Below are 25,602 nucleotides of genomic sequence, written 5' to 3'. Positions count from 1 at the left end.
CTCAGGAGGCCCGGCCGCGGTCGGCTTGCTCGTGATCGAGGTCCCAGTGTCGGACGAACGCGGCCAGCAGTGCGATCCTGGTCGAGTCGGGGAGCAGCCCGGCGAAGGGGGAGTTCTGTCGCAGCTCGCACGCGACCGGTGTGCGGCTCACCAGTGTGGCCACGACCTCGTCGAGGCCGGCGTCCAGTATTCGCTCCCAGGCGTCGAAGTAGCCCAGCGTGGCGCCTCCAGGCCGGTGCACCGTGCGCCAGCGATCGAGGTTGTCGCGGGCGGTCGCCAGCCCTCGGTCGGGTTCTGCCAGGAGCACGCCGAGCAACCCCTGGTGCAGCCACAGCGAGCGCTCCTGCTCGCGTGTCAGACCGCCAGAGCCGGCGGCTGCCAGGAGTGCCACCTCGCGACGCGAGATCCGGCGGTGTACGCCGGTGCGCACCGCGGGCAGGTCGCCACGGTCGCAGAGGTCGACGACGTGTTGGCGCGAGACGCCCAAGAGCCTCGCCACCTCCCCGGTCCGCAGGAGATCGTCATCGCCGTCCATGCCTTCATGATCCCAGGGAAACACCAGAAACACCACAGCGTTGGAGGCCGGCGACCGGGTCGTCATCCACCTCAGCGCAAGACTGGGGTCGTGACCGCCCTGCCTCATCCCCGCCCGAACCAGCGCACCAAGCCCGGCCCCGGCCAGGAGTCCTGCTGGGACTACCCGCGTCCGCCGGCCCTCGAGGTCTCCTCCGAGACCGTCGAGGTGGTGCTGGGCGGCCAGGTCGTCGCCCGGACGACGCGCTCGTGGCGGGTGCTCGAGACGAGTCACCCGCCGACCTACTACCTGCCTCGCGACGCCTGGGTCGACGGCGCGCTGCGCGAGGCGGACGGGTCGTCGCACTGCGAGTGGAAGGGCGCGGCGTCGTACTTCGACGTGGTCGGTGGGGGCGGGGTCGCCCCCCGCGCGGCCTGGACCTATCCCACCCCGACCGCCCGCTTCGCCGACCTCGCCGGCGCGGTCTCGGTGATGCCGGGCCAGGTCGACCACTGCCTGGTGGACGGCGAGGTCGTCGTGGCGCAGGCGGGTGGGTTCTACGGCGGCTGGATCACCTCGCGGGTGGTCGGTCCGTTCAAGGGCGAGCCCGGCACCTGGGGGTGGTGACGGGGACGCGACGCGGACCCGTCGTCGGTGGTCGAGCCTGTCGAGACCCGGTGGGGTCCACGGCCACCTGACCCGGCCCTTGCGGGGTCTCGACAAGCTCGACCACCGAGGGTCGACCACCGAGGGTCGACCATCGGGGGTGGGCACACTCTCGCCGTGCGGTGGCAGGGTGGGCGGCATGGCCCTCCTCCACCAGGCATCGATCAGCCCGACCAAGCTCGAGGCGCTATCGGCCTGGGCGCCGCACCGTCCGTGGTTCGTCGGTGGCGGCGAGCTGACGATCCTGGGCGCCTACCGCTTCGACGACCCGGCCGACGAGGTCGGCATCGAGACGTTCCTGGTGCGCGCGGGCGACGGCCCGGTGCTGCAGGTGCCGCTCACCTACCGCTCCGCGCCGCTGGTGGGCGCCGAGCGCGACCTGGTGACCGAGATGGAGCACAGCGTGCTGGGTCGGCGGTGGGTCTACGACGGCTGCGCCGACCCCGTGTACGCCGCCGCGCTGGCCACCACGGCGCTGACCGGCGGTCGGCAGGCCGAGATGGAGATCGAGATCGACGGGGTGCTGACCACCCGCGAGGCCACGACGTTCGTCACCGGCAGCGGCGTGCCCGGCACACCCGTGCCCGCCGTCGGGCCCGTGGAGCGGCGCGAGGACGTGGACCGCACGGTGCTTGACGCCGCGGGGATCGAGCTGACCGTGGTCCGGGTGGTTATCCCGACGACCGTGGTGGCCGTCGAGGGCGAGCACACCCTGCTGGGGCGCTGGCCGGACCGCAGCACGCCGACCCTGCTGGCGATGGTGCGGGTCAGCTAGCCATCAGCCGGCGCGCGCCCTGGGGCCACCACTTGCCCGACACGGGCCCGCCGTGGCAGTTCTGCTGGTCGTCGTTGCGGTCACCGTCGGACTCGCCGGGGTGCTTGATCCAGACGTTGCCGTCGTAGGCACCCTTGAACTGCAGCCGCGGCGTCGCGCCGAGCCGGGCCCACAGCGGGTTGCAGACGTCGAAGCCGTCGGCACTGGGCTTGACCCCGTTGCGGGCGGTCTCGACGAGGTAGCGCTTGCCGGTGGCCTTGCGGCGCGCGAGCTGGTAGTTGAGGGACTTGGCGTAGGAGATCTCGTCGGCGGTCGGGCGGAAGTTGCCGATGTTGGTGCTGAACCCGCGGGCGTAGCGGATGCCGGACTTGACCAGGCGCTGCGCCATCACCGTCGGGCTCTGCCAGTTGGAGTGCCCGGCGTCGATGTAGACCCAGGCGCCGGCGTCGTGCAGGGCCTTGGCGGCGTAGGTCAGCAGCCGCTGGCGCGGCGCGGGGTCCTGGCACTCCGGACGGCGCGGGTCCTCCATGAAGGCGACCGCGTCGGGCTCGAGCACGACGATCGCGTGGCGGCCTTTCATGCCCGCGGCGACGGCGGCGACCCAGCGCTGGTAGGCGCCGGAGGTCGGCATCCCGCCGGAGGAGGCGAGCCCGCAGTCACGCCCGGGGATGGCGTAGACGGTCATGATCGGCGTCTTCTTCGCCGCGGCCGCCCGGGCGGTGTAGTCGGCGACGGCCTTCTTGGCCTTGGCCGGGGTGGCGTAGTAGTCGGTGATCCAGAGCGCCTGGGCGACCTTGCCGATCCGGCGGTAGGTCTTGCCGGCCTTGGCCGCGGGCATGTAGGGGTCGACGAACAGGCCGCGGGTGAGGCGGGGGTCGCTCGACGCGCGCTGGACGGGCTGGGCCGCCGCCGGGCGGACGGTCGAGCCGGTCGGGTCGTACGCCGTCCCGGACGGCGGGGCGAGGACCGAGAGACCTGTCAGCAGGAGGAGGAGCCCGAGAAGGCTGGGCAGGCTGGACGGACGGGGCACGGGCCGATCCTAGGCGTGGGACCCGGCCGACGGATCGGCCGTTCGGTCAGTTGTCGGACCCGATCGGGCCATGCGCGTCTGGTCACGACGGCACGGGCTGGTCGTCGTCGCGAGGACCGAAGATGCAGACCGCCTCGACGCCGTCGTCGTCGAGGCCCCACCGGTGCATCTGGGTCCGGGAGCGACGCGAGAACAGGCCGCGGAACAGCTCGTAGGGCTCGACGGTGCCGACCAGGTCGGGCGCCCGCCAGGGGCCGACCATCTCGACGACCGGCGTCCAGAGGTGGTCGGGCAGTCGAGGCAGCCCGAGGGCCTCGTGCAGGTCGGCGTGGTGGACGGCGATGTCCCAGACGATGGCCGGTCGCGGGTTGTCGACGGTGGAGGCCGCGACCGCGTCGGCGTTGGCCCGCAGCTCGGCCACGAGGTCGGGGACGGGCTGCTCGACCCGCTCGCCGACATGACGTGCGGTCCATCGTGGACCGGGTGCGTCGTCCACCCGCCCGGTCAGGTTGTCGGTCGCGCCACCGGCGAGGTGGGCGAGCACGTGCCGCACCGTCCAGGCAGGGGTGGCGGGAACCTCGATCGCCAGGTGCTCGTCGGTGAGGTCGCCGACGAGCTCGCTGATCGCCGCCACGTGGTCGCGGTAGAGGTCTCCCCAGTCGGTCATGGGCCGACGGTACTTATCGGGCGCGTGGCGCGGTAGGAAGTGCGGGACCAGAAACTTTCCGGGGCCTGTCGTAGTCCACCGACGTCGTTCGTGGACAGGGTGTCAGGCAGCCACCGGGGCCGCCGACCGCCACCACCGACACGAGGAGCACGACATGCCGCAGTACTTCCTGGCCGTCAACCACGACGAGGCCGGCGACGCCGCGATGGCGGCCATGACCATGGCCGACGTCCAGCCCATCATCGAGGCGGTCGACGCCTTCAACACCGAGCTGCAGGAGGCGGGTGCCTGGTTGTTCGCCGGGGGCCTGGAGCCCCGGGAGAGGAGCAGCGTCGTCGACGCCTCCGGCGAGGCGCCGATCGTCACCGACGGTCCGTTCTCGGAGTCCAAGGAGTACCTCGGCGGGTTCTGGATCATCGAGGCCGCCGACCTCGCCGCCGCGCAGGACTGGGCGGCCAAGGGCTCGCGGGCCTGCGCCGGCAAGGTCGAGGTCCGCCCCTTCCAGGCCGAGCCGCAGGCCTGAGGCCGTCCGTCGCGCGTGGAGACGATCGAGCGGGTCTACCGCGAGGAGTTCGGCCGGGTCGTCGCGTCGCTCGCGCGTCGCTTCGGCGACATCGACGTCGCCGAGGACGCCGCCGGCGAGGCTCTCGTGGTGGCCCTGGAGAAGTGGCCGGTCGACGGCGTACCCCCCAACCCGGGGGCGTGGCTGACGACGACCGCGACCCGCAAGGCGATCGACAGGATCCGTCGAGAGTCCCACCGCGACGCCAAGCACCAGGCGGCCTTCATGGTCACTGACGACACACCCCACGAGCCCACCGGACCGGTCGAGGACGACCGGTTGCGGATGGTCTTCACCTGCTGCCACCCCGCCCTGGCCCCCGAGGCACGCGTGGCCCTCACCCTGCGGCTGCTCGGCGGCCTGACGGTCGCCGAGATCGCGCAGGCGTTCTTCGTCCCCGAGACGACGATGGCGCAGCGGATCACGCGCGCGAAGAAGAAGATCGCGACCGCCCGCATCCCCTACCGCGTGCCGTCGCTGGCCGACCTGCCCGAGCGGGTCGTCGGGGTGCTCGCGGTCGTCTACCTGATCTTCAACGAGGGCTACCTGTCCTCGGCCCCGTCCGACCGGGGCACGTCGGTCCGCGACGACCTGACCGCCGAGGCGATCCGGCTGGGCCGGATCCTGCACTCCCTGCTGCCCGACGAGCCCGAGGTGACCGGCCTGCTGGCGCTGATGCTGCTGACCGAGGCACGCCGCCCGGCGCGGCTGGCGGCCGACGGGTCCCTGGTGCCGCTGCCCGAGCAGGACCGCGGCGCCTGGTCGCGGGGTCTCGTGAGCGAGGGGCACGCGCTGGTCCATGAGTGCCTGGCCGGCAACCGGCCGGGGCGCTACCAGCTGATGGCGGCCGTCAACGCCGTCCACACCGACGCCCCCACCGCCGCCGACACCGACTGGGCGCAGATCGCCGCGCTCTACGGCCGGCTCGTGGCGCTCGATCCCAACCCGGTCGTCGCGCTCAACCGGGCGATCGCCGTGGCCGAGCTCGACGGTCCCGAGGTCGGCCTCGCCCTGGTCGACCGGCTCCACGGGTCGCTCGCGGGCTACCACCCCTTCCACGCCACCCGCGCCGACCTGTTGCGACGCCTGGGCCGGTCGGGTGAGTCGCGGGCGGCGTACGACGCGGCGCTGGCGCTGATCGACAACCCGGCCGAGACGGCGTACCTCACCCGGCGGCGCGACCAGCTCGGCCCGGCCTCCTAGGCTGGTCGGGTGACCCCGGAGACGCTCGAGCCGCTGTCCCTGCCCACCGACGCCGCCGCCTGGGACGACTGGGTGCGCGAGCGCGCCGCGTCCGGCCTGGCCCGGGCGGCCGAGATCGTGGACGGGCTGCGGACCAGCCCGCCGGCCGAGGCGCTCGAGGTGCTCCGGCTGTGGGACGAGGCGTCGCTCCAGCTCGGCAACGTCGCGGCGATGGGCTCGCTGTTCGGCAACGTCCACCCCGACGAGGCGGTACGCACGACCGCCGAGAAGGCCGAGCAGGACGTCAGCCGGGTCTCGACCGAGCTGTCCCTCGACGCCGGTCTCTACGAGCTGTTCGCCGGGCTGTCGCAGGACGGGCTCGACGAGCAGGCGCTGCGGCTGCTCGGCAAGGTCCGCCGAGACTTCACCCGCGCCGGCGTCGACCGCGACGACGAGACCCGGGCCCGGATCACCGCGATCCAGGAGCGGATGACCGAGCTCGACCAGGAGTTCAGCAAGGCGGTGCGCGACGACGTGCGCACCATCCGGGTCGCCCCCGAGCGTCTCGACGGGCTGCCGGCCGACTGGCTCGAGGCCCACCCGGTGGAGGACGACGGCCTGGTCACCGTGACGACCGACTACCCCGACGCCGTGCCGACGCGGCAGTTCGCCCACGACGCCGAGGTCCGCCGCGACATCTACGACGCCTTCCTCAACCGCGGCTACCCGGCCACCGAGCCGCTGCTGCAGGAGCTCTTCGACCTGCGTCACGAAATGGCCGGGCTGGTCGGGTTCGCCGACTGGGCGGCGTACGACGCCCAGGTCAAGATGATCGGCGAGGGCCCGGCGATCCCGGCGTTCATCGACAAGATCGCCGCCGCCGCCGAGGGCCCGATGCGCCGCGACCTGGCCACGCTGCTCGAGCGCTACCGGCAGGACCGGCCCGACGCCGAGCAGGTCCTGGCCGCCGACGCGTTCTACTACGAGGAGCTCGTGCGCAAGGAGCAGCTGCAGGTCGACTCGCAGCGGGTGCGCACCTACTTCGACTACCCCAAGGTGCGGGCCGGGCTGCTCGAGGTGACCGGCAGGCTGTTCGGGCTGCGCTACGACGAGGTCGCCGACGCGCCGGTCTGGCACCCCGACGTGACGGCGTACGACGTCGTCGACGCGACCTCCGGAGACGGCCTGGGCCGCATCTACCTCGACCTGCACCCCCGCGAGGGCAAGTACAAGCACGCCGCCCAGTTCACGCTGACCGACGGCGTGGCCGGCCGGCAGCTGCCCGAGGGCGTCCTGGTCTGCAACTTCAGCCGCGGGCTGATGGAGCACGACCACGTCGTCACGCTGTTCCACGAGTTCGGCCACCTGGTGCACCACGTGCTCGGCGGCCACGTGGCATGGGCGCGGTTCGCCGGCGTCGCCACGGAGTGGGACTTCGTCGAGGCGCCGAGCCAGATGCTCGAGGAGTGGGCCTGGGACGCCTCGATCCTGCGCTCGTTCGCGACCGACGCCGCGGGCGAGCCGATCCCGGCCGACCTGGTCGAGGCGATGCGCGCCAGCGACGACTACGGCAAGGGCACCCAGGCGCGCGGCCAGATGTTCTACGCCTCGATGTCCTACTGGTTCCACGTCGAGCGGCCCGCCGACCTGACCGCGCGCATGGTCGAGCTGCAGGAGAAGTACTCGCCCTGGCCCTACCGCGAGGGCACCCACATGTTCGCCTCGTTCGGCCACCTCGGCGGCTACAGCTCGGCCTACTACACGTACGCCTGGTCGCAGGTGATCGCCAAGGACCTGTTCAGCGCCTTCGACCCGGCCGACCTGTTCGCTCCCGACGTGGCGCAGCGCTACCGCGACCGGGTGCTGGCACCCGGTGGCACGAAGGACGCCGCCGACCTGGTCGCCGACTTCCTCGGCCGGCCCTACACGTTCGACGCGTACGCCGCGTGGTTGGCGGGCTGACCGGGCGCGTGGTGGCGGCCTGGGCATGATCGGGGCATGACCACCGCCACGACCACCCGCCGCGGACTCTTCGTCGCCCCGTTCGACGCCCTGGCCGACCCCCGGGTGGTCGGCGACCTGGCGGCCGAGGCCGAGGCGGCCGGCTGGGACGGCTTCTTCGTCTGGGACCACCTGCAGTACGGCGACCGGGTCTCCGAGATCGCCGACCCGTGGACCTGCTGCGCGGCGGTGGCGATGCGGACCGAGCGGCTGCTGTTCGGGCCGATGGTGACGCCGCTGGCCCGCCGCCGGCCGCAGGTGCTCGCGCGGCAGGCGTCCAGCCTGGCCGTGCTCTCGGGCGGTCGGTTCGTGCTCGGACTGGGTCTCGGCGACGACTGGGTGGGCGAGTTCAGCGCGTTCGGCGACGAGCCGGATCCCAGGACGCGCGGGCGGATGCTCGACGAGGGGCTGGACGTCCTGCGGGGGCTGCTGAGCGGGGAGGCGGTCGACCACGTCGGCGACCACCACGTCGCCCGCGGCGTGCGCTTCCGCCCCGCTCCCGTCGTACCGATCTGGCTGGCGGGGCGGTTCGGCAACCGGCCGCCGCTGCGCCGGGCCGCCCGCCACGACGGCTTCTTCGTGATCGGCCTCGACGGTCCCGACGACCTGGACGCGGTGACGGCCGACCTCGCCGAGCACGACCCGGCGCCCGGCTTCGAGGTGGTCGTCGACCTCCGGCCCGACCAGGACCCGCGTGACTGGACCGGCCGCGGCGCCTCCTGGGTGCTGACCCGGATCGGTCCGTTCGACCTCGACCTGGCCGCCGTACGGCGGATCGTCGCGGCGGGCCCCTGACGTGGGGGAACCGGACATGATGGCGCCATGTCCCTCGTCCTGGTGACCGGCGCGTCGACCGGGCTCGGCCTGGCCACGGCCCGGGCCCTGCTCGATGACGGCCACGAGGTCGTCCTGCACGCGCGCCGGCTCGAGCGGGTCGAGGACGCCGACGTGCTCGACCGGGTCACCAGCGCGGTCGAGGCCGACCTGGCCGACCTCGATGCCGTCGTCCGGCTGGCCGACGACCTCAACGAGACGGGGACGTTCGACGCGGTCGTCCACAACGCCGGGGTGATGCGTGGCCCGGACGTCGTTCCCGTCAACGTGGTGGCCCCCTACGTGCTGGCCGCGCTCCTGCGCCGACCGAGGACCTCGGTCGTGCTCTCCAGCTCCATGCACCGCTCCGGGTCGCCCGACCTCACCGCCGACGTGGCCCAGGCGTCGTACTCCGACAGCAAGCTGTGGGTCACCGCCCTCACCCTGGCGCTCGCCGTACGCCGCCCCGACGAGGCCTGGCACGCGGTCGACCCCGGCTGGGTACCGACCCGGATGGGCGGGTCGGGCGCCCCCGACGACCTCGACGAGGGCCACCGCACCCAGGTCTGGCTCGCGACTGCTGGAGAGGGCGAGGTCGAGCCCCGCACCGGCGGCTACTGGTACCACCGGGCTGCCTCGCGGCTGCACCCCGCGGCGCTGGACCCGGCGTTCCAGGACGACCTGCTCGGGCGGCTCGAGCGCCGTACGGGGATCGCGCTCCAGCCGTAGCCACTGAGGATCGCCGAAGCGGGACAGGCCAGAATCGCGGGGTGGTCGTCCCTCGTCGCAGTCGTGTGCTCGTGGCCGTCGCCGTCGTCGCGGCGCTCCTGGTGGGCCTCGTGGCCTGGGCGCCCTGGCGGGCCGAGTACGCGGTCGACGGCCCGGTGGTGGCGGCCAACGAGGACGACGGGATCGCTCTGATGGCCCTGCTGGGCGGCGAGCTCGAGCTCGTCGACGGGTGCCTGCGGCTGGGGGGCGAGTCCGTCGTCTGGCCCCAGGGGACCCGGTGGAACGAGGGGCAGCGCGCGGTCGAGCTGCGCGACGGGACGCTCCTGCACGACGGCGACACCATCAGCGGAGGCGGGGGCTCCCTCGGAGCGGACGACCCCGGGTTCGAGGACGGCGGCGCCGCGCGGGCGTTGGGGCGCTGCCGGGTCGAGGGGCAGGCGGTCACCTTCTTCAACGCCTCCGAGACCGTCGAGCTGACGACCGGCTAGCGTCCGAGCTCGACCCGTCCGGGGGAGCCCCGGCGGCAGGCGGTCGGACAGAGAAGGATGACCCGAGTGAGCGACGAGACCGGGCCCGATCCGAGGCGCATCCTGACCGAGCAGGAGCTGGACGGCGAGCAGCTGCCCGACTGGCGGATGCTGATCGACCGCCTCCACGCCAGCTTCGACACCGGCGACTTCGGCACGGCAGTCAGGCTGGTCGACGCGATCGCCCTGGCCGCCGAGCAGCTGGGCCACTACCCCGACCTCGACCTGGCCGACGGGCGGCTCGACGTCCGGCTGATCAGCCACGACGTCGGCGGGGTGACCTCGCGCGACGTGGCCCTGGCCCGGGCCATCAGTGAGCTGGCCCGAGCCGCCGCGGTCACGGCGCACCCGGAGCGCACGAGCGTGCTCGAGCTCGGCCTCGACACGGTCGACGAGGCAGCGATCAGGCCGTTCTGGGCGGCCCTGCTCGACTACGACACCGTCGAGGCCTGGGGCGAGCTCCAGCTCCGCGACCGCACCGGGCGGTGGCCGACGATCTGGTTCCAGCCCACCGGCCCCCACGACGTCCCGCGGCAGCGCTGGCACCTCGACCTGCGGATCCCGCCCGAGGTCGTCGAGGACCGGATCGCCGCCGCGATCGCGGCCGGCGGGACGCTCGTCGACGACAGCGCTGCGCCGGCGTTCTGGGTGCTGGCCGACCCGCAGGGCAACCGGGCGTGCCTGACCACGTGGCAGGGACGCGAGCCGAGCTGACCCCGCGCTCCGGGAGCGCTGCTGCCTCCGACGGGCGGTTCCAGCGACGTCCGTCGCCCGCCTTGTTAGCGTGCCGAGGTGGAGTCACAGGTCGTCGAGGTCGAGGGCGCCGCACTCCACGTCGGGTGCACCGGCCGCGGGCCGGACGTGGTGGTGCTGAGTGGCGGACCCGGCTGCGTGCACTACCTGGAACGCGATGAGCTCGCTCCGGTGGGCCACCGTTCCTGGTATCCGGAGCCCCGTGGAGTCGGCCGTTCGGGTGGCGGGCCACACGACATGGAACGCGCCGTCGCCGACCTCGAGGCCGTCCGCGAGGCCGTGGGGGTGTCTGCCTGGATCGTGCTCGGACACTCGTGGGGCAGCGACCTCGCGGTCCGCTACGCCCTCGAGCATCCCGACGTCGTACGGGCGGTGGTCGGCGTCGCGGGGAAGGGCCTGCATCGAGACCGGACGTGGTCGGAGACCTACGAGGCTGGGAAGGCGCAGGAGCCGGTGGTCGCGATCGATCTCGTCGATGAGGTGTGGACCTCGCTCAGCGGGTCGTTCACCGAGTGGATCCATGGGCCGCACCTCTGGCGCGACGTCGCTGACTGCACGGTGCCGATGCACTTCATCGCCGCTGAGAAGGACATCCGTCCGTCCTGGCCTCTGGTGCAGCTCGCGAACCTGGTGCCCGACGGCCGGTTCTCGGTCGTGCCCGGGGTGCCGCACGACTTCTGGTTCACGGACCCGAAGTCGTGGGTCCAGACGGTCACGGATGCCTGCGGAGGATTCTGACCGGCCCGGCCTGGTCGTCGAGGGCATGACGCGCAGGGCCGCCCCTGGGCCAGGCGCGCCAGACGAATCGATGCGGACGGGGGTACGTGGACTGGCCGAGTGGTCGGGCGTCGGAGCGTGCCGTGTCAGGTGCGGGTGGGGTCGTGGCCGGGTTGGTGGACGCGGGTGTGGTGGTATGGGCAGTAGAGGGTGGTGGTCCTGAGGTCGGTGCCGCCGCCCTGGGCCCAGGGGATGTCGTGGTGGGCGTGGCACAGGTAGCCGGGGACGTCGCAGCCACTGTGGTGTTGGCAGTGGCGTTGCTCGACGATCGCGGCGAGGCGTTGGGCGGGGGTGTGGAACCTGTGCTTCCTACCCAGGGCGAGGACTTCGCCGGATGCGTTCATCCAGGCGGGGATGATCCCGGCGCCGCAGGCCAGGCGGAGGTATTGGGTGGGGCTGATCTTGGTGCCGGTCTCCAGCTGGGCGGCCTTGAGCTTGCCTTGGAGGAGGTCGTAGTCGCCGATGGCGATCACGGTGGCGGACAGGCCGCCGATCTTGGGTAGCTGGGCTGGGTCGTAGGTCTCGATCCAGTCCACGAACGCCTGGCCGAGGCGTTCGGCTGAGGGTCTCTGCCAGTCGTAGGACCCGGGCCCGTGTTCGGCGCGGACGTGCTTGGGGGCGGCCAGGGCGTGCAGGTGCTTGGTGAACGCATCAGCCGCGGCGGTGGGGATGCTGAATCGGCCGTGGGTCAACCCGTCACCGTCGTCGCCCATGGTGAGTCGGGTCCTGCGCCGGGCGCGTTCTTCCTGGGCTTCGAGGGCTTTGGCTTCGCGTTCGTCGGCGCCCTCGGGGTCCAGGCGTTCCCAGATCGCGTGACCCATCGCCACGAGGTCGTCGGCGTCGTGACCGTGCCTGGCCTCCTCGAGGAGGAAGGTCTCGGCGCGGGCCTGGTCGTGGGCCGAGACCTTCTCGTCGTCCAACACCGCGACATGGTTGGCGATGGCCTGGGCCTGCTCGGCGTGGATCTCGCCACGAGCGGTCGCCGTACGCGTCGGCTCCAGATCAGCCAGGGCCTCGGCGAGCCTGGTCTTGGTCCTGGCGGTGCGGCGGGTGACGCCCGTGGTCTGCTGGACCCAGCGGCCCACGTTGCGACACTGCGTCTGGCCGGGCAGGTCCAGGACCTCGGCCTGCCTGATCGTGCGGGCTTCGAGCTCGGCCACACCGGCGGCGGCCCGGGCACTCAGACCCACCACTCGGGTGGTCGTGGTGGCGTCCATGGACCAGGTCGGGACGTCGGCCAGACCCTTCAGCTCGTCGAGCACCGTGCACAGGAACGCCTCGATCGGGTGTCCCGATCCGGGGGTGTCGGTGTGCTGGGCCATAGGAGTATTCCAGCACCGACCACTGACAGTCCTGATCGACTTTCCCGCTCAACCACGGGGGTTGTGGACAACCCGGCCGCGTCCGCTTCCTGTGGATGACTCGTGGTTGTTTCCACAGCCCCGGGTCGGGTGGGGACTGTCGGCTGCGGTGGTCTCGAGGCTCGTCGCTAGCGCTCCTCGCACCTCGACCGACGTGGGAGTGGGGGGAGCCAGCGGATCGGCTGCGGTGGCTTCGAGGCTCGTCGCTGGGGCTCCTCGCACCTCAGCCGGCGTTGGCGGGGGTGGGGCCGGGGCGGCGTACCGGGTCGGCTCGTCGTGTGTGGTGGACTCGCCGCATGACGCAGGCCGGGTCGCCGCGGGTGGAGATGCTGTGGGAGTCGAGCGACCCCGGTGAGGCGCTGCGCACCCGGTTCGGGTTCGACGCCCCCGGGGCCGCGGTGGCCTGGGTGACGGCGACGCTCGACGGCCGATGGGACCTCCGGGTCGAGTCGTGCGAGCGCATCGTCATCAGCTACGCCAACGCCCTGGCCTGGGTCGAGACGTCGTCCGGCCCGATGATCGCCAAGTGGTCGGTCGCGGCCGAGCGCTTCGCGCAGCTCGCTGCCCTCGCGCGTCTCACGGCGTGGCTCCACGCGGAGGGGATCCCCGTCTCGGCGCCGGTACCCACGCCGAGCGGCGACCTCCACGCCGAGCTCGACGGCGTCTCGCTCGGCCTCCAACGCCAGGTCGACGGCGACCTGCTCGACCCCGCCGACGCGCAGCAGGTCCGGGCGGCCGGTGCGACCCTGGCCCGGCTGCACGACGCCCTCGCGCGCTGGCCCGAGGCCGACCGGTACCCCGCCGCGCCGGTCCACGAGCCCCTGGCGGCCCGGGTCGGGGCGTGGCTCGACGCGGTACCCGCGCACCTCCCTCCCGAGGCGCAGGCGGTGCTACGACGCTCCGTGGCGGACGCGCCACCGGACCCGCCTCCCGTCCAGCTGGTCCACGGCGACGTCCGCTCGGCCAACCTGCTGTGTGCCGGAGGCGAGGTCGCCGCCGTCCTCGACTTCGAGGAGGCGAGGTTCGACCACCGCGTCGCCGAGCTGGCGCGGTCCGCCGTCCTGCTGGGGACCCGGTTCCACGACTGGGGTCCCGTCACGGCCGAGGTCCGCGCGCAGCTCCTCGAGGGCTACGAGTCCGTCCGGCCGTTGACGGCGAGCGAGGCCGCCTGGTGGCCGGCCCTGGTGCTGTGGGAGTCCCTGCGGATGGTGCCGTCGGGCGCCGACCCGACCGGATGGCGGTTCGCAGCGGTGTCCTGCGCCGGGTCCTGATCGCCTCGTCCGGCTTGATCGTCGAGCACCGCTCGGCTTCGTGGTCTACGCCCACCACCTCGAGCTCAGGTGGTGGACCGGGCTCACGCCAGGAACGCGCGCAGCGCGGCCAGCGTCTCGGCCGGTGCCTCCTCGGGAAGGAAGTGCCCGCCGGGCAGGGCCTGCCCACTCACCAGGTCGTCGTGCTCGGCGTACTCCCGCCAGACCGCGAGCGGGTCGTAGGCCAGGCCGACGAACCCTGCGTCTCCCCAGAGCACCAGCAGCGGGCAGCCGATCCGGTCACCGGCGACGTGGCTGGCCTCGTCGTCGACCAGGTCGATCGTCGCGCCGGCGCGGTAGTCGTCGGTCGAGCCGCGGATCGAGTCGGCGTCGAAGCAGTCGACGTACTCACGCACGGCCGCCTCGTCGAAGACCGCGCCGGGGCCCGACCATTGGCCCAGCTTGGTGCGCAGCCAGTGCTCGGGGGCACCGCCGATGAGCACCTCGGGCAGGTCGTTGTCCTGGGCGAGGAAGAACCAGTGGTCGTAGACGCGTGCGAGCAACAGGTCGACGTGGGCCAGCACGTGCCGCGTGGGTGCGATGTCGAGCACGGCAGCCTGGGTGACCGCGTCGGGATGGTCGAGCACCAACCGGTGCGCCACGCGCGCGCCGCGGTCGTGGCCGACGACGGCGTACTGCTCGTGGCCCAGGGCACGCATGAGCCCGGCCTGGTCGGCGGCCATCGCCCGCTTGCCGTACGACGCGTGGTCGCCGGTCGATGCCGGTCGGTCGGAACGCCCGTAGCCACGCAGGTCGGGCGCGACCACGGTGTGCGTCTCGGCGAGCCCGGGGGCGACCCGGTGCCACATCGCCGAGGTCTGCGGGTAGCCGTGGAGCAGCAGCACCGGCGGGCCCGAGCCACCCACGCGGGCGTGGATGCGCACGTCGTCGACCTCGGTGTCGACCTCGTCGAAGTCCCCGAGGACCACGTCCTCAGCCCCTCATGAGCTCGGCGCCCATGCCGGCGATGACCGCCTCGAGCCCCTTGACCGGCCGCACCATCACCGTGAACGACGTCAGCCGGCCGCCGCTGCCCCAGCGCAGCATGTCGACGCCGTGCACGGCCCTGCCGTCGACCTCGCACTCGAACTCCAGGACTGCGGAGCCCCCGTCGTCATCGCCGGCGTACCACTCGTCGAGGTAGCGCAGGGTCGGGCCGAGCACCACCATCGCCGCGCGCAGGTAGGCCGTCGTCACGGCCTTGCCCTCCTGCGGCGTGTGCACCGCCGGCGAGCGGAACACGCAGTCGTCGGCGAGGAGGGCGTCGAGGCCCGCGGGGTCGCGGGTGCGGGCGATGTCGTGCCAGGCGAGGACGGGCGCGGGGGTCGTCATGAGGCCAGTCAACCGCGCGAGACAACCGACAGCACCCCGAGGCGTCTCAGTGGGCATGACCACCACCACGGATCTCTCGGGGATCACCAGCAGGCCCGGACGGCGGGGCCTCACGGCCGACGACCTGGCCGAGCTGTACGCCGCGCACCGGCTCTCGCTCGTGCGCCTCGCCCTCCTGCTCGTCGACGACCGGGCCTCGGCCGAGGACGTCGTGCAGGACGCGTTCGCCTCCCTCGCGGGACGGCTCCACCAGGTCCGCGAACCCCACGCCGCGCTGGGCTACCTGCGCACGTCGGTGGTCAACGGCTCCCGCTCGGCGCTGCGGCGTCGTCGTACGGCGCGGGGCTACGTGCCGCCCGCCGAGGCCGAGCCACCGGGGCCCGACGACCGCGCGGTGCTGGCCGAGGAGCACCGCGAGGTCCTCGCCGGCCTCGACCGGCTCGCCCCGCGCCAGCGCGAGGTGCTCGTCCTGCGCTACTGGTCCGGCCTCTCCGAGGCCGAGATCGCCGAGGCCTGCGGGATCTCCCGCGGCTCGGTCAAGTCCACCGCCTCGCGCGCGCTCGACGCGCTCGAGCTGATCCTGAAGGGAGAGGGCCGATGAGCGCCCCCGCCACCAACCCGCTCGAGGGCCTCCTCACCGAGGCCCTCCACGCCCGTGCCGAGCTCGTCGACGCGCATGACCTGACCCCGGCGGCCCCGCCGGCGGTCGTCGTCCCTCTCCACCGGCGCGGCCCTGTCGTCGCGGCCGTCGTGACCGCCGGGCTCGTGGCTGCGGCCGCGGTCGTGGCGGTCGCCGTCACCAGTGACGCGCCCTCCGCGAGGGGGGACAAGGACTTCGCGTCCCCGTCCGCGTCCTCCGCACCGTCCGACGGGCCCTCCGCCCCGCCGACGACCCCGGTGACCGGCGCGGACGGACTGTTCGAGGAGACCGACCTCGGCTACGTCGATCCCGGCACCACCGTGACCGGCGACGACGGATCGACCGCCGTCGTGTCGGCCGACTCCACGACCCTGACCGTCACCGACGACCGCGGGACCTCCTACACGGCCGACCTCGACGTCGCCGACGACGGCTCGCCCAACCGGCTGTCCAGCCAGACCCTCGGGCTCGGCCAGGCCGGCAACGGCTGGCTGGTCCGCAGTGGCGACGAGCACGCCGACCTCACCGTCCTGGTCCTGCGCTCCGGCGACCTCGTCGCGGCGACCGAGCCCGCCTCGGTGCCGTTCGGCAACGGCTACACCGCCGACGACCAGGGCTACCTGACCTGGCTCAACGACGGGGTCCTGCGCACGCGCCTCTCCATCGGCACGCCGGACGAGGGACGCTACGACGTCTACGACTGGGAGGTCACCGGTCCCGGTGAGGGAGGCGGCGGGCCCGACAGCGACGCGGTCGACCTGGTCCCGACCCGGCAGGGCACCTACTGCATCGCCGACGGCGTGGCCACCGCGTGCCCCAGCGACCCCTTCGACGGTGTCGACGACGCGCCGGAGCTGCCGGCCCAGGACCAGGTCGACACGGTCGCCCCGGGCGAGCAGGTCTCCTACCCCGGGGGAGACGGCTGGACCGCCGAGCTGGTCCCGAGCGGCGCCGGCTTCGCGCTCCTCGTCGACGGCGACACGAGCCCGCTCCAGGTCGACGTTCCCGGCGCCGTCGATCCGACGCTCGACACGCAGCTGCTGCGCTACGGCTCCAGCACCGGCTGGCTGATCCGAGACGAGCTGGGCGGGGGCGACAGCACCCGCTACACCGTCGTCTCGTTCGCGGGCGGCGACCTGGTCGTCGACGAGTACGACGGCCAGGTGCCCTTCGGGAGCGGCTTCACCTCCGACAGTGGTGTCACCGGGAGGTACGAGACCTTCACCGCCGGTGGCGGGAAGGGCCTCTACACCCGGGTCTATCCCGACATGGAGAAGAACGACGCCCTCGTCTACTCGTGGACCCTCGACTCGGAGGACTCGACGTTCCGCCCGACCCTCCTCGGCCGGACCTGCGTCGACAGGACGACCGCGCAGGCGTGCTGAGCATCGACAGCTGAGCATCGACAACGTCAGGGCGGCCGGGTCACCGACCGCCCTGACGTGCGTCCGGCGTCAAGACCGGCGCCTCGTGCGTCAGGACCCCGTCAAGACCGGCCCGGCGTCCGCCGCAGGGGTCATAGAACAGAGGCATGACCACGCGCACCGCCCCGCAACCCGACGTGCACCACCAGCTCCTCGACTCCCTCGCCACCGCGCTCGGTGACGTCGTGCGCGCGTCGCTCGACGCCGACCGCGACGCCGCCCGGCGGGTGCTGCGCGACGGGGCCCACCGGCACACCCTGGTCGCGGCCGCGGAGCTGCAGGCCCGGCGCGACATCGTCGGGTCCGCCGTACGACGCCAGGCGGCGACGCACCGGCTGCTGCTGGTCGCCGACGCGGCCCGGGTGTCCCGGCTGCTCGACCACCTCGCCCGGCTCGTGCTCGTCGGCCGCGTCGACGGCGGGATCGGCGTGGCGCACACCGAGGCGCTGGTGCTCCTCGCGCGCTTCGGCGAGGAGCGCCTGCACCAGCTGGCCGACGGTCCGACCGGACCCGGGCTCGACCGCGAGTTCGTGCGCTGCGGTCGGTGCCTGATCGACGCCGCCGACCGGCTCGACCACACCCGCCCCGGCCACCGCGACGACAGTCCCGCGGTCGCCTGCTGCGCCGCCCTGGCGCACACGGTGCTGCAGGCGTCGCGGCACGCGCTGCGCGCCGCGGCCTAACGGGTCGGCGGCGGCTCGGCGGGCTGGTCGGCCACCTCGGCGATCAGCCAGGCGGCGACCGTGGCCGTCACGGTGCCGACGACGGCGATGCCCACGATCATCAGGACGGTGGCCACGAGTCGCCCGGTGGTCGTCACGGGGTAGAGGTCGCCGTACCCCACCGTGCTGACGGTCGTGACCGCCCACCACACGGCGTCGCCGAACGTGGTGATGGTGGCGTCGGGTGCCTCCCGTTCGGCATCGAGGACGGCGATCGCCCCGAGCCCGACCGCGGCGACCGCCGTACCGGAGACGTAGATGCCCACGCGGCCCACGAGGTTGACCCGTGCGGAGCGGTGGAGGAGGCGGGCGAACGCCAGCAGCCGGAGCAGGCGGAGGGGACGGAGCATGGGCAGCGCGACCAGGGCGATGTCCCACCAGTGCTGCCGGGCGTACCGGACACGGTGGTCGGCCAGCACGAGCCGGATCGCGACGTCGAGCACGAAGGCGACCCAGACGGTCCACGAGACCGCCCGCAACGAGTCCTCGACGCCGGCGTCCAGCGTCGGGTCGAGCACCGGCCAGGCGTAGGCGACCAGGAAGGCGACCGCGAGCAGCAGGAGCGGGATCTCGGAGCGACGCTCCCAGGCGGCGACCCGGTCCGCAGACCGCTCGGTCACGTCATCGCGGGACCCGCACGAGCAGCCGCCCGTGGATGCACTCCATGTGCAGCTCACGCCCGGGGCCGATGGAGTCGCCGTCGAGCTGGCGGGGGATGTCGACGCCAGCCCGGATCGAGACGGTGCGGCCGGTCATTCGGTTGATGGTGTCGTCGGTGCGGGTGCGCTTGGCGAGCACGCGCACGGCGAGCGGGATCCAGGACAGGAAGCGCTGGGGGTAGAGGACGACGACGTCGAGCTGGCCGTCGTCGATCGAGGCGTCGGGGAGCAGCGGCATCCCGGCCTGCAGGTAGCCGACGTTGCCGACCAGGACGGTGCGGGCGCGGTGCTTGGTGAACTCGCCGCCGTCGATGGAGATCTCGACCTTGGTCACCGGGAACATCAGCGACTTCAGGGCGGACAGCACGTAGGCGAGCCAGCCGACCTTCTTCTTGATGTCCTCGTTGACGCCCTCCATGATCGCGGCGTCGAAGCCCATGCCGGCCATCACCATGAAGTGGCTCTCGAACTGCTCGGCGGTCCCGTCGGTGTCGGCGTCGAGCGGCTCGCCGTGCGGGTCGGCCGGCTTGTCCCCGCGTACGGCGACCATGTCGATCGCGCGGTCCTGCCCGGTGAGCGCGATGTCGATGGCGGCGCGGATGTAGAGCGGGATGTCGAGGTTGCGGGCCAGCAGGTTGCCGGTGCCGGCGGGCACGATGCCGACCGGGATGCCGGTGCCGGCGAGCTCGGCGGCGACCTCGCGGACCGTGCCGTCGCCGCCGCAGACGATCACCAGGTCGGCGCCGGCCACCGAGGCCTCCTCGGCCTGGCCGGTGCCGGAGTCCTCGGGGGTGGTGAGGTGCCAGGTGGGGTCCTGCCAGCCGGCGCCGCGGGCCATCGCGGTGACGATGCCCTGGAAGACCTCGACGTCCTCGACCTTGATCGGGTTGAGCACGACGGCGAGCCGCTTGGCCGACGGCAGCGCCTGGGGCAGCGGCTCGCTCTTGAGGGCGTGGCTGCGCGGCAGCGGGCTGTAGACCACCAGGCCCAGCAGCACGACCGCGACGCCCAGCAGCGCCCCGGCCACCACGTCGGAGGGGTAGTGGCGACCCAGCAGCACCCGGTCGAGGGCGACGACGACGGCCATCAGTGCCGCGAGGGCCGACAGCAGCCGGCGAATCGCGCTGCGGCGTACGAGCATGAAGGCGATCACGATCACGACCCCGGCGAGGGCTGCCGACGACGAGGCGTGCCCGGACGGGAACGACTTGCTGTTGAGGACCTCCTCGAGGTCCTGCCACTCGGGCCGCGAGCGGGCGAAGAGCAGCTTGGCGAGGGTGGTGAGCCCGGAGGTCACGAGCATCACCCCGGCGACGTAGACCGCCGCGCGCCGGTGGTTCTTGACCCACAGGCCCGCGACCAGGAGGCAGGAGTAGACGGTCATGCCGACCACGGCGAAGAGGTCCTCGACGACCTGGAGCACGCCGCGCAGGCCGCGGTCGTCGATCGCCCAGGTGCGGGCCGTCCGGCCGCGGTGGTCGACGTCGTCGAGCCAGCCCCAGCCCTGCTGGACCGCCGTGGCGATCAGGGCGAAGAGCAGCAGGCACCCCAGGGCCCAGGCGAGCCGGGTGGTGCGCGGTCGGTCGAGCAACGAGGCTCCTGGGGAGGCGGGGACGGAACGACCAAGTATGACGAACCGCAACTGACGTGAGGCGCCCGCGGCCCGACGGATAGCCTCGCGTCATGATCGACGCCCGACTCCTGCGTGACGACCCCGACCGCGTGCGTGCCGCCCAGGCCAAGCGCGGCCTGTCCGGCGACGTGGTCGACGTGGCCCTCGCCGCCGACGCCGCACGCCGTACGGCGATCGCGACCTTCGAGGCCAAGCGCGGCGAGCAGAAGTCGCTCGGCGCCCTCATCCCGAAGGCCTCCGGCGAGGAGAAGCAGGCGCTGCTCGCCCAGACCAAGACCCTCTCGGCCGAGGTCAAGGAGGCCGACGCCGCGCGCGCGGCCGCCGAGCAGGCCTGGGACGACGCCATCCGCTCCATCCCCAACCCGGCGGCCGACGAGGCCCCGGCGGGCGGCGAGGACGACTTCGTCGTGCTCGAGACCCGCGGCACCAAGCCCGAGTTCGACTTCGAGCCGCGCGACCACGTCGAGCTGGGCCAGATGCTCGGCGCGATCGACCTCGAGCGGGGCGCCAAGGTGTCCGGCTCGCGCTTCTACTTCTTCACCGGCATCGGTGCCCGCCTGCACCGTGCGCTGATGAACCTCGCGCTCGACACCGCCGCCGCCAACGGCTTCACCGAGGTCGTCGCTCCGGCGCTGGTCAAGTCGCACGCCATGGAGGGCACTGGCTTCCTCGGCGAGCACGCCGACGAGGTCTACCGGATCGAGGGCCAGGACCTCTACCTCGTCGGCACCTCCGAGGTGCCGATGGCGGCCTTCCACTCCGACGAGATCCTCGACGCCGCGGCGCTGCCGCTGCGCTACGCCGCCTTCAGCTCCTGCTTCCGCAAGGAGGCCGGCTCCCACGGCAAGGACACCCGCGGCATCTTCCGGGTGCACTGGTTCGACAAGGTCGAGATGTTCGTCTACACCACCGTCGAGGAGTCCTACGCCGAGCACCAGCGGCTCCTGGAGTGGGAGAAGGAGTTCATGGACCTCCTCGAGCTCCACTACCGCGTCATCGACGTGGCCGCCGGCGACCTCGGTACGTCGGCCCAGCGCAAGTTCGACTGCGAGGCCTGGATCTCCTCGCAGGGCCGGTTCCGCGAGCTGACGTCGACCTCCAACTGCACCGACTTCCAGAGCCGGCGCCTCGACATCCGCACCCGGGCCGGCGAGCAGGGCAGCAGCACCGTCCCGGTCGCGACCCTCAACGGCACCCTGTGCTCGACCAACCGCCCGATGATCGCGCTGCTCGAGACCCACCAGCAGGCCGACGGGTCGGTCAGGGTGCCGAAGGCGCTGCAGCCCTACCTGGGCGGCCTCGAGGTCCTGAAGCCGTTGACTCAGTAGGTCAACGTCGAGCAGGTCGTAGGCACAGATGATCGCTCACGTCGTGGACCCTTCCATCGGACGGCGGTTGAGCTACGGCACCGGTGAGTTGCTGGTTCCGCCACTTCCGGCGCGTCCGTCATGCCAAGATACGCGCTAGTAACGTCCTAAGAATCAGATTCTGGCGTCCGGCGTAGTGCTGACAGACAATGGCAGGGGAGCTTGAGGGTGGGTTCAAGTGGGTGAGTTCAAGGAGTTCTTCGGCGTTGCGGCACCTTTCGTTGGGGGCGCACTGTTATTCGCATTCATCGGCCTCGCCATTTGGGCTGTCCTGAACGGTCGCGAAGTTAGCGTGTGGCCGCCGAGGATTGGTGCCAAGCCAGTGGATCCTGTATCCGGCGGACTTGGAGTTGCGGCTGAACCGCCCGATACCCTAAACCGTCAATTTGCTGCCGCTCAACTCGATATCGGCACTGATCAACCTGTGGTTGCGCAAGCGAAGCCGTCGCTATTCGACAAGGAGTTCGCGGCGTCGGAAGCCAAGAGTTTCTACGACCATATTGCGGGAAATTATGATCTCCGCAACTCGTCGGACCTGCTGAAGACGCACCAAGCGGTGGTGACGCAGATTCGGTCGCACCTGAAGCGCAAGACCAATTTCAAGGTCCTCGACTTGGGCGGAGGAACCGGAAAGCAGATTGCTACCCAGTTCTTCCACAAGTCCAATATGCACTGGACATATTCGGACTTCAGCCTCTCGATGAGCTCCGCTTTTCAGGCCAACCTCGCAGGAACGAAGTTGGGCAAGAACAACCGGCTAATCTTCGGTGACATTGCGGAAGTTCCATTACAGGTCCGGGATGAAGAATTCGACATCATTCTATTCTCCCTCGTGCTGTCTTCGATGCCAGCATCGCCAGATTTCCGACCCTTCGCGGGGTTGCTAAAACCAGGAGGCCGACTAATTGTCGCAGACATCAACCCAGTCTATACAGCACTAAATCCTTATTATGCCGTTTTGGTCGATGGTGAAAAGTTCGCGCTGCGTACGAATCCTGTCAACCCATTAAGCATCGCGCAACACGCTGCTGATCTGGGTCTCTCACAGCTTGAGTTGTGCGGAATTGGCGATGGCGAGCAGTCATACTCGTTCCTGGCAGTCTTCGAGAGGCCTGTGGCGTGAGGCTGGGCGCCGGGGTTGGCGCACATTCGTAAGCCGCCCCAGTGTCGACCGCCTAGGTGTCTGGTCTCCTGCTCGTCAGGCGCCCAGCCCGTGGGTCAGCTTGCGGTGGACCCTCCTACTCTGGTCCTGAGATGAAGACGTTTCCTCGGCTACTCGCCCTCGACATCGACGGCACCCTGCTTGCATGGATCAAGGGATCCGGCACCACGCACGGCACGGTCACTCCGCGCGTGCACGCGGCCATCCAACGTGCTCACGCCGCAGGCGCTCACATTGTGTTGTCCTCGGGTCGTTCGCCACATGGCATGACCGGTACCGCCGATCTGCTGGGGGTGGTCGCGCCCGGCTCCGAGCCGCTCTGGGTGGTGGCCAGCAACGGCGCGGTCGTCTTCCGCTACCTGCCGGGCGCCGAGATCGACGTCGTCGTCGAGGAGACCTTCGACGCCGCCCCGGCCGTGCGCGCGATCCTCGAGGCGCGCCCGACCGCCCGGGTCGCGATCGAGGAGCGGGGCCTCGGCTACCGCGTGTCGACGCCGTTCCCCGAGGGCGAGCTCTCGGGCGAGATGGTGCTGACCGAGATCGAGGACCTGGTGCGGCTCCCGGTCAGCCGGGTCATCATCCGTGACCCCGAGGCGACCGCCGACGACTTCGTGGCCCTCGCGGCCGGCCTCGGTCTGCACGGCACCGACTACGTCGTCGGCTGGACCGCCTGGCTCGACCTCACCCCCGTCGGCGTCTCCAAGGCCTCCGGCCTGCAGCACGTCGTCGACGAGCTCGGCCTCACCGCCGCCGACGTGCTCGCGATCGGCGACGGCCGCAACGACATCGAGATGCTCCGCTGGGCCGGACGCGGGGTCGCGATGGGCCAGGCCATCGAGCCGGTCCGCGAGGCCGCCGACCACGTCACCGACACCGTGTACGACGACGGTGCGGCGGTCGAGATCGAGCGTTGGTTCGGGTGACCGAGCCGGCGACGCCCACACCCGAGCCGCCCGAGCTGCCCGAGCGACTCGCCACCGACCGGCTCCGGCTGATCCTGGTCACCCTCGCCGACGCCGCCGACATGCGCGACGGCCGCCACCAGGACCGCTGGCACCCCGACTACCCGCGCCAGGACGACCGCGACGCCGCGTCGATGATCCACGAGCCCAGCACCTGGGGCCCGCGCCACCTCGTCCACGACGGGCTCGCCGTCGGGTCGCTCGGGTTCTTCGGCCCGCCCGACGAGGGGGAGGTCGAGGTCGGCTACGGCCTCGTCGAGCAGGTCCGCGGCCGCGGGCTCGCCACCGAGGCCCTGCGCTGCGTGCTGAACCAGACCGACCGGCTGGGCGTCCGCGTCCGCGCGCGCACCGAGCCGACCAACCGGGCCAGCGTGCGGGTGCTGGCCAAGGCCGGGTTCACCGAGCTGCGCGGCAGCGACGACGAGGGGTTGCTGGTGATGGCCCGACCGCTGCCCGCGGTGGCGGTCTGATGCTCGTCGCGACCGACCTCGACGGCACCCTGCTGCGCTCCGACGGCACGGTGTCCGGCGCGACCCGGCGGGTGCTGGGCGCCGTCGAGGAGGCCGGGGTGCCGGTCGTGTTCGTCACCGGGCGCCCGCTGCGGTGGATGACCCAGCTCTGGCCGATGGTCGGCGCCCACGGCGTGGCCGTCGCCGGCAACGGCGCGGTCGTCTACGACGTCGCGGCCGGCGCCGTACGCCACCTGCACGGCATCGAGCGCACGGCCGGTCTCGCCGTGGCCGATGCGATCCGTGCCGCTGTCCCCGGCGTCCTGTTCGCGTTCGAGGACCTCGAGGGCATCGCCGTCGAGTCCACCCAGTTCAAGGACGACCTCACCGACCGGGTCGGGCCGTTCGCGGAGCTGTGGTCTGACAGCGTCACCAAGCTCCTCGTGCGCCACCCCGGCATCGGCGCGGCCGAGCTGCCCGGGGCGATCGCCGCGGCGGTCGGCGACGCCGCGACGGTGACCTGGTCGATGCCCGGCCTGGTCGAGATCAGCGCCACCGGCGTGACCAAGGCGGCCGCCCTCGCCGAGGTGGCCGCCGACCTCGGCGTGCCCGCGGCCGAGGTGATCGCGTTCGGCGACATGCCCAACGACCTGCCCATGCTGGCGTGGGCCGGCACGTCGTACGCCGTCGCCAACGCCCACCCCTCGGTGCTCGGCGCCGCCGACCACGTGGTGGCCGCCAACGACGCCGACGGCGTCTCGCGCACGCTGGCCCGACTGGTCCCGATCACCCCCGATCTGTTGTGATGGACTCGTGACCTCCGCTCTGCGTGGCCTGGCAGCGGCCCTCCTCGTGGCGCTGCTGGCCGTCCCGGCGTGGTCGCCCGCCCACGCCGACGCCGCCCCCGCAGCGCAGGCCGTGGCCGCCCGGGCCGACGCCGACCGGCCCGTCTTCACGGGTCGGTTCGTGCGCGCGCCGGAGGTCGAGGCCGACGGCGCCGGACCCGTGCGCCGCTACCAGGTCGCGATCGACCAGGTCTTCGGTCCGGTCACCATCACGACCAAGCGGGTCACCGTGCGCTCGCGACTCAACCTCGAGACCTGCCGTCCCCGAGGCTCGGGCGTCGGCCAGGGGTCGGCCAGCCAGGGTCAGGCCACGCCGTCCAGCGGTGCCACGGCCACCGGCGAGCCGTCGCCCACGCAGACCCCCGCGGTCCCCACCGTCGACAAGCGCCTGCGCAGCTTCGTGGCCGTCCGCTCCGGCGCCGAGTACGTCATCTCGTCCTGCGACGACGTCGCCCTGGCCGACGCCGACGGGCTGATCGCCCTGACCGTCCAGTACGGCGAGGGCCGCGCGCCCGGTGCCGCCGAGGAGCCCGCGGCCCCGGTCGACGAGGTCGGCCTGCGCTGCCCCGACACCGGCGACGAGGTCGACATCGACGACCGCGACTCGTGCTCGTCGCTCGAGGACAGCCAGTCGTTCGACCGGGCCGCGGCGCCGGGCCTCGCGCTCGTCATCGTCGGCGTGCTCGGCCTCGTGCTGGCCCGCCGGATGGGCCGCCCGCGCCGCTCCTGAGCTGCCGCCA

General features: G+C 72.3%; 28 protein-coding genes. 20 read left to right on the top strand and 8 right to left on the bottom strand.

What is annotated here, in order from left to right; genetic code table 11:
* Nucleotide 1: 1 nt before the first annotated feature.
* On the bottom strand, nucleotides 2-601 hold the full coding sequence (locus FJQ56_RS09680) for a helix-turn-helix domain-containing protein (protein WP_246084060.1): 600 nt from the start codon (nucleotides 599-601) through the stop codon (nucleotides 2-4).
* A 24-nt stretch (nucleotides 602-625) separates the two neighbouring features.
* Here FJQ56_RS09680 and FJQ56_RS09675 point away from each other — a divergent pair, with 24 nt between their 5' ends.
* Both FJQ56_RS09675 and FJQ56_RS09670 read left to right on the top strand, forming a co-directional pair.
* Nucleotides 626-1,141: a DUF427 domain-containing protein gene (locus FJQ56_RS09675; protein WP_246084059.1), complete on the top strand. Its 516-nt coding sequence runs from the start codon at nucleotides 626-628 to the stop codon at nucleotides 1,139-1,141.
* 178 nt (nucleotides 1,142-1,319) lie between these two features.
* Nucleotides 1,320-1,955: a CG0192-related protein gene (locus tag FJQ56_RS09670; protein WP_140009202.1), complete on the top strand. Its 636-nt coding sequence runs from the start codon at nucleotides 1,320-1,322 to the stop codon at nucleotides 1,953-1,955.
* Here FJQ56_RS09670 and FJQ56_RS09665 read toward each other — a convergent pair.
* Both FJQ56_RS09665 and FJQ56_RS09660 read right to left on the bottom strand, forming a co-directional pair.
* On the bottom strand, nucleotides 1,948-2,985 hold the full coding sequence (locus tag FJQ56_RS09665) for a glycoside hydrolase family 6 protein (RefSeq protein WP_140009201.1): 1,038 nt from the start codon (nucleotides 2,983-2,985) through the stop codon (nucleotides 1,948-1,950). The two genes, FJQ56_RS09670 and FJQ56_RS09665, sit on opposite strands and share 8 nt — an antisense overlap.
* Before the next feature lie 82 nt (nucleotides 2,986-3,067).
* Nucleotides 3,068-3,652 (bottom strand): maleylpyruvate isomerase N-terminal domain-containing protein, encoded by a 585-nt coding sequence (locus FJQ56_RS09660; RefSeq protein WP_140009200.1) that lies wholly within the window; start codon nucleotides 3,650-3,652, stop codon nucleotides 3,068-3,070.
* A 154-nt stretch (nucleotides 3,653-3,806) separates the two neighbouring features.
* On the opposite strand from FJQ56_RS09660, the gene FJQ56_RS09655 reads away from it, so the two are divergent.
* From FJQ56_RS09655 to FJQ56_RS09620, 8 genes are all read left to right on the top strand, one after another.
* Nucleotides 3,807-4,175, top strand: a complete 369-nt coding sequence (locus FJQ56_RS09655) for a YciI family protein (RefSeq protein ID WP_140009199.1) — start codon at nucleotides 3,807-3,809, stop codon at nucleotides 4,173-4,175.
* A gap of 15 nt (nucleotides 4,176-4,190) precedes the next feature.
* Entirely contained in the window at nucleotides 4,191-5,417 is a 1,227-nt protein-coding gene (locus FJQ56_RS09650) for an RNA polymerase sigma factor (protein ID WP_140009198.1), read from the top strand.
* 9 nt (nucleotides 5,418-5,426) lie between these two features.
* Nucleotides 5,427-7,358, top strand: a complete 1,932-nt coding sequence (locus FJQ56_RS09645; RefSeq protein WP_140009197.1) for a M3 family metallopeptidase — start codon at nucleotides 5,427-5,429, stop codon at nucleotides 7,356-7,358.
* A gap of 36 nt (nucleotides 7,359-7,394) precedes the next feature.
* Nucleotides 7,395-8,192, top strand: coding sequence for an LLM class flavin-dependent oxidoreductase (locus tag FJQ56_RS09640; protein WP_140009196.1), 798 nt, complete (start codon nucleotides 7,395-7,397; stop codon nucleotides 8,190-8,192).
* Nucleotides 8,193-8,219: 27 nt separating this feature from the next.
* Nucleotides 8,220-8,939 carry an SDR family NAD(P)-dependent oxidoreductase gene (locus FJQ56_RS09635; protein ID WP_140009195.1) on the top strand — a complete coding sequence of 240 codons (720 nt, stop codon included), beginning with the start codon at nucleotides 8,220-8,222 and terminating at the stop codon, nucleotides 8,937-8,939.
* 41 nt (nucleotides 8,940-8,980) lie between these two features.
* Nucleotides 8,981-9,427, top strand: coding sequence for a hypothetical protein (locus FJQ56_RS09630; protein ID WP_140009194.1), 447 nt, complete (start codon nucleotides 8,981-8,983; stop codon nucleotides 9,425-9,427).
* Between the two features lie 66 nt (nucleotides 9,428-9,493).
* Nucleotides 9,494-10,180 (top strand): 4a-hydroxytetrahydrobiopterin dehydratase, encoded by a 687-nt coding sequence (locus FJQ56_RS09625; protein ID WP_211350818.1) that lies wholly within the window; start codon nucleotides 9,494-9,496, stop codon nucleotides 10,178-10,180.
* A 78-nt stretch (nucleotides 10,181-10,258) separates the two neighbouring features.
* Complete coding sequence (locus tag FJQ56_RS09620; RefSeq protein WP_140009192.1) at nucleotides 10,259-10,957, top strand: alpha/beta fold hydrolase; 699 nt, start codon at nucleotides 10,259-10,261, stop codon at nucleotides 10,955-10,957.
* Nucleotides 10,958-11,082: 125 nt separating this feature from the next.
* Here the strand turns inward: FJQ56_RS09620 and FJQ56_RS09615 are convergent, their stop codons facing one another.
* Nucleotides 11,083-12,318 carry an HNH endonuclease signature motif containing protein gene (locus FJQ56_RS09615; protein WP_140009191.1) on the bottom strand — a complete coding sequence of 412 codons (1,236 nt, stop codon included), beginning with the start codon at nucleotides 12,316-12,318 and terminating at the stop codon, nucleotides 11,083-11,085.
* A 335-nt stretch (nucleotides 12,319-12,653) separates the two neighbouring features.
* On the opposite strand from FJQ56_RS09615, the gene FJQ56_RS09610 reads away from it, so the two are divergent.
* Nucleotides 12,654-13,628 carry a phosphotransferase gene (locus FJQ56_RS09610; protein ID WP_140009190.1) on the top strand — a complete coding sequence of 325 codons (975 nt, stop codon included), beginning with the start codon at nucleotides 12,654-12,656 and terminating at the stop codon, nucleotides 13,626-13,628.
* A gap of 83 nt (nucleotides 13,629-13,711) precedes the next feature.
* On the opposite strand, the gene FJQ56_RS09605 is transcribed toward FJQ56_RS09610, so the two are convergent.
* Both FJQ56_RS09605 and FJQ56_RS09600 read right to left on the bottom strand, forming a co-directional pair.
* Nucleotides 13,712-14,596 (bottom strand): alpha/beta fold hydrolase, encoded by an 885-nt coding sequence (locus tag FJQ56_RS09605; protein ID WP_140009189.1) that lies wholly within the window; start codon nucleotides 14,594-14,596, stop codon nucleotides 13,712-13,714.
* 4 nt (nucleotides 14,597-14,600) lie between these two features.
* Entirely contained in the window at nucleotides 14,601-14,999 is a 399-nt protein-coding gene (locus FJQ56_RS09600) for a nuclear transport factor 2 family protein (protein WP_140009188.1), read from the bottom strand.
* 55 nt (nucleotides 15,000-15,054) lie between these two features.
* On the opposite strand from FJQ56_RS09600, the gene FJQ56_RS09595 reads away from it, so the two are divergent.
* From FJQ56_RS09595 to FJQ56_RS09585, 3 genes are all read left to right on the top strand, one after another.
* Complete coding sequence (locus tag FJQ56_RS09595) at nucleotides 15,055-15,600, top strand: SigE family RNA polymerase sigma factor (RefSeq protein ID WP_211350817.1); 546 nt, start codon at nucleotides 15,055-15,057, stop codon at nucleotides 15,598-15,600.
* Nucleotides 15,597-17,024 (top strand): hypothetical protein, encoded by a 1,428-nt coding sequence (locus FJQ56_RS09590; protein ID WP_140009186.1) that lies wholly within the window; start codon nucleotides 15,597-15,599, stop codon nucleotides 17,022-17,024. Before FJQ56_RS09595 ends, FJQ56_RS09590 begins: the two co-directional genes overlap by 4 nt.
* Nucleotides 17,025-17,170: 146 nt before the next feature.
* Nucleotides 17,171-17,746, top strand: coding sequence for a hypothetical protein (locus FJQ56_RS09585; RefSeq protein ID WP_140009185.1), 576 nt, complete (start codon nucleotides 17,171-17,173; stop codon nucleotides 17,744-17,746).
* Here FJQ56_RS09585 and FJQ56_RS09580 read toward each other — a convergent pair.
* Together FJQ56_RS09580 and FJQ56_RS09575 are read right to left on the bottom strand one after the other, a co-directional pair.
* Nucleotides 17,743-18,405: a potassium channel family protein gene (locus tag FJQ56_RS09580; protein WP_140009184.1), complete on the bottom strand. Its 663-nt coding sequence runs from the start codon at nucleotides 18,403-18,405 to the stop codon at nucleotides 17,743-17,745. The genes FJQ56_RS09585 and FJQ56_RS09580 overlap by 4 nt on opposite strands.
* A 1-nt stretch (nucleotide 18,406) precedes the next feature.
* A complete protein-coding gene (locus FJQ56_RS09575) occupies nucleotides 18,407-20,035 on the bottom strand; it encodes a bifunctional phosphatase PAP2/diacylglycerol kinase family protein (protein ID WP_246084058.1) in 1,629 nt (542 codons plus the stop codon).
* Nucleotides 20,036-20,127: 92 nt separating this feature from the next.
* On the opposite strand from FJQ56_RS09575, the gene serS reads away from it, so the two are divergent.
* The 6 genes from serS (at nucleotide 20,128) to FJQ56_RS09545 (ending at nucleotide 25,592) form a co-directional block, all read left to right on the top strand.
* Nucleotides 20,128-21,405 (top strand): serine--tRNA ligase, encoded by a 1,278-nt coding sequence (gene serS / locus FJQ56_RS09570; protein WP_140009183.1) that lies wholly within the window; start codon nucleotides 20,128-20,130, stop codon nucleotides 21,403-21,405.
* Between the two features lie 217 nt (nucleotides 21,406-21,622).
* The gene (locus FJQ56_RS09565) at nucleotides 21,623-22,567 is read left to right on the top strand and encodes a class I SAM-dependent methyltransferase (protein WP_140009182.1); all 945 of its coding nucleotides are present in this window, start codon (nucleotides 21,623-21,625) and stop codon (nucleotides 22,565-22,567) included.
* A gap of 131 nt (nucleotides 22,568-22,698) precedes the next feature.
* Nucleotides 22,699-23,529 (top strand): HAD family hydrolase, encoded by an 831-nt coding sequence (locus tag FJQ56_RS09560; RefSeq protein WP_140009181.1) that lies wholly within the window; start codon nucleotides 22,699-22,701, stop codon nucleotides 23,527-23,529.
* The gene (locus tag FJQ56_RS09555; protein WP_246084057.1) at nucleotides 23,526-24,038 is read left to right on the top strand and encodes a GNAT family N-acetyltransferase; all 513 of its coding nucleotides are present in this window, start codon (nucleotides 23,526-23,528) and stop codon (nucleotides 24,036-24,038) included. Before FJQ56_RS09560 ends, FJQ56_RS09555 begins: the two co-directional genes overlap by 4 nt.
* The gene (locus tag FJQ56_RS09550; RefSeq protein WP_140009180.1) at nucleotides 24,038-24,823 is read left to right on the top strand and encodes an HAD family hydrolase; all 786 of its coding nucleotides are present in this window, start codon (nucleotides 24,038-24,040) and stop codon (nucleotides 24,821-24,823) included. The genes FJQ56_RS09555 and FJQ56_RS09550 overlap by 1 nt, the downstream gene beginning before the upstream one ends.
* Before the next feature lie 7 nt (nucleotides 24,824-24,830).
* Nucleotides 24,831-25,592, top strand: coding sequence for a hypothetical protein (locus tag FJQ56_RS09545; protein ID WP_140009179.1), 762 nt, complete (start codon nucleotides 24,831-24,833; stop codon nucleotides 25,590-25,592).
* Nucleotides 25,593-25,602 lie beyond the last annotated feature (10 nt).

Origin of the sequence: Nocardioides plantarum, from assembly GCF_006346395.1 — a bacterium.
In the GTDB taxonomy this organism is placed as follows: domain Bacteria; phylum Actinomycetota; class Actinomycetes; order Propionibacteriales; family Nocardioidaceae; genus Nocardioides; species Nocardioides plantarum.
The sequence above is the reverse complement of the archived record's forward strand: the minus strand, read 5'-3'. Positions and strand labels throughout refer to the sequence as shown.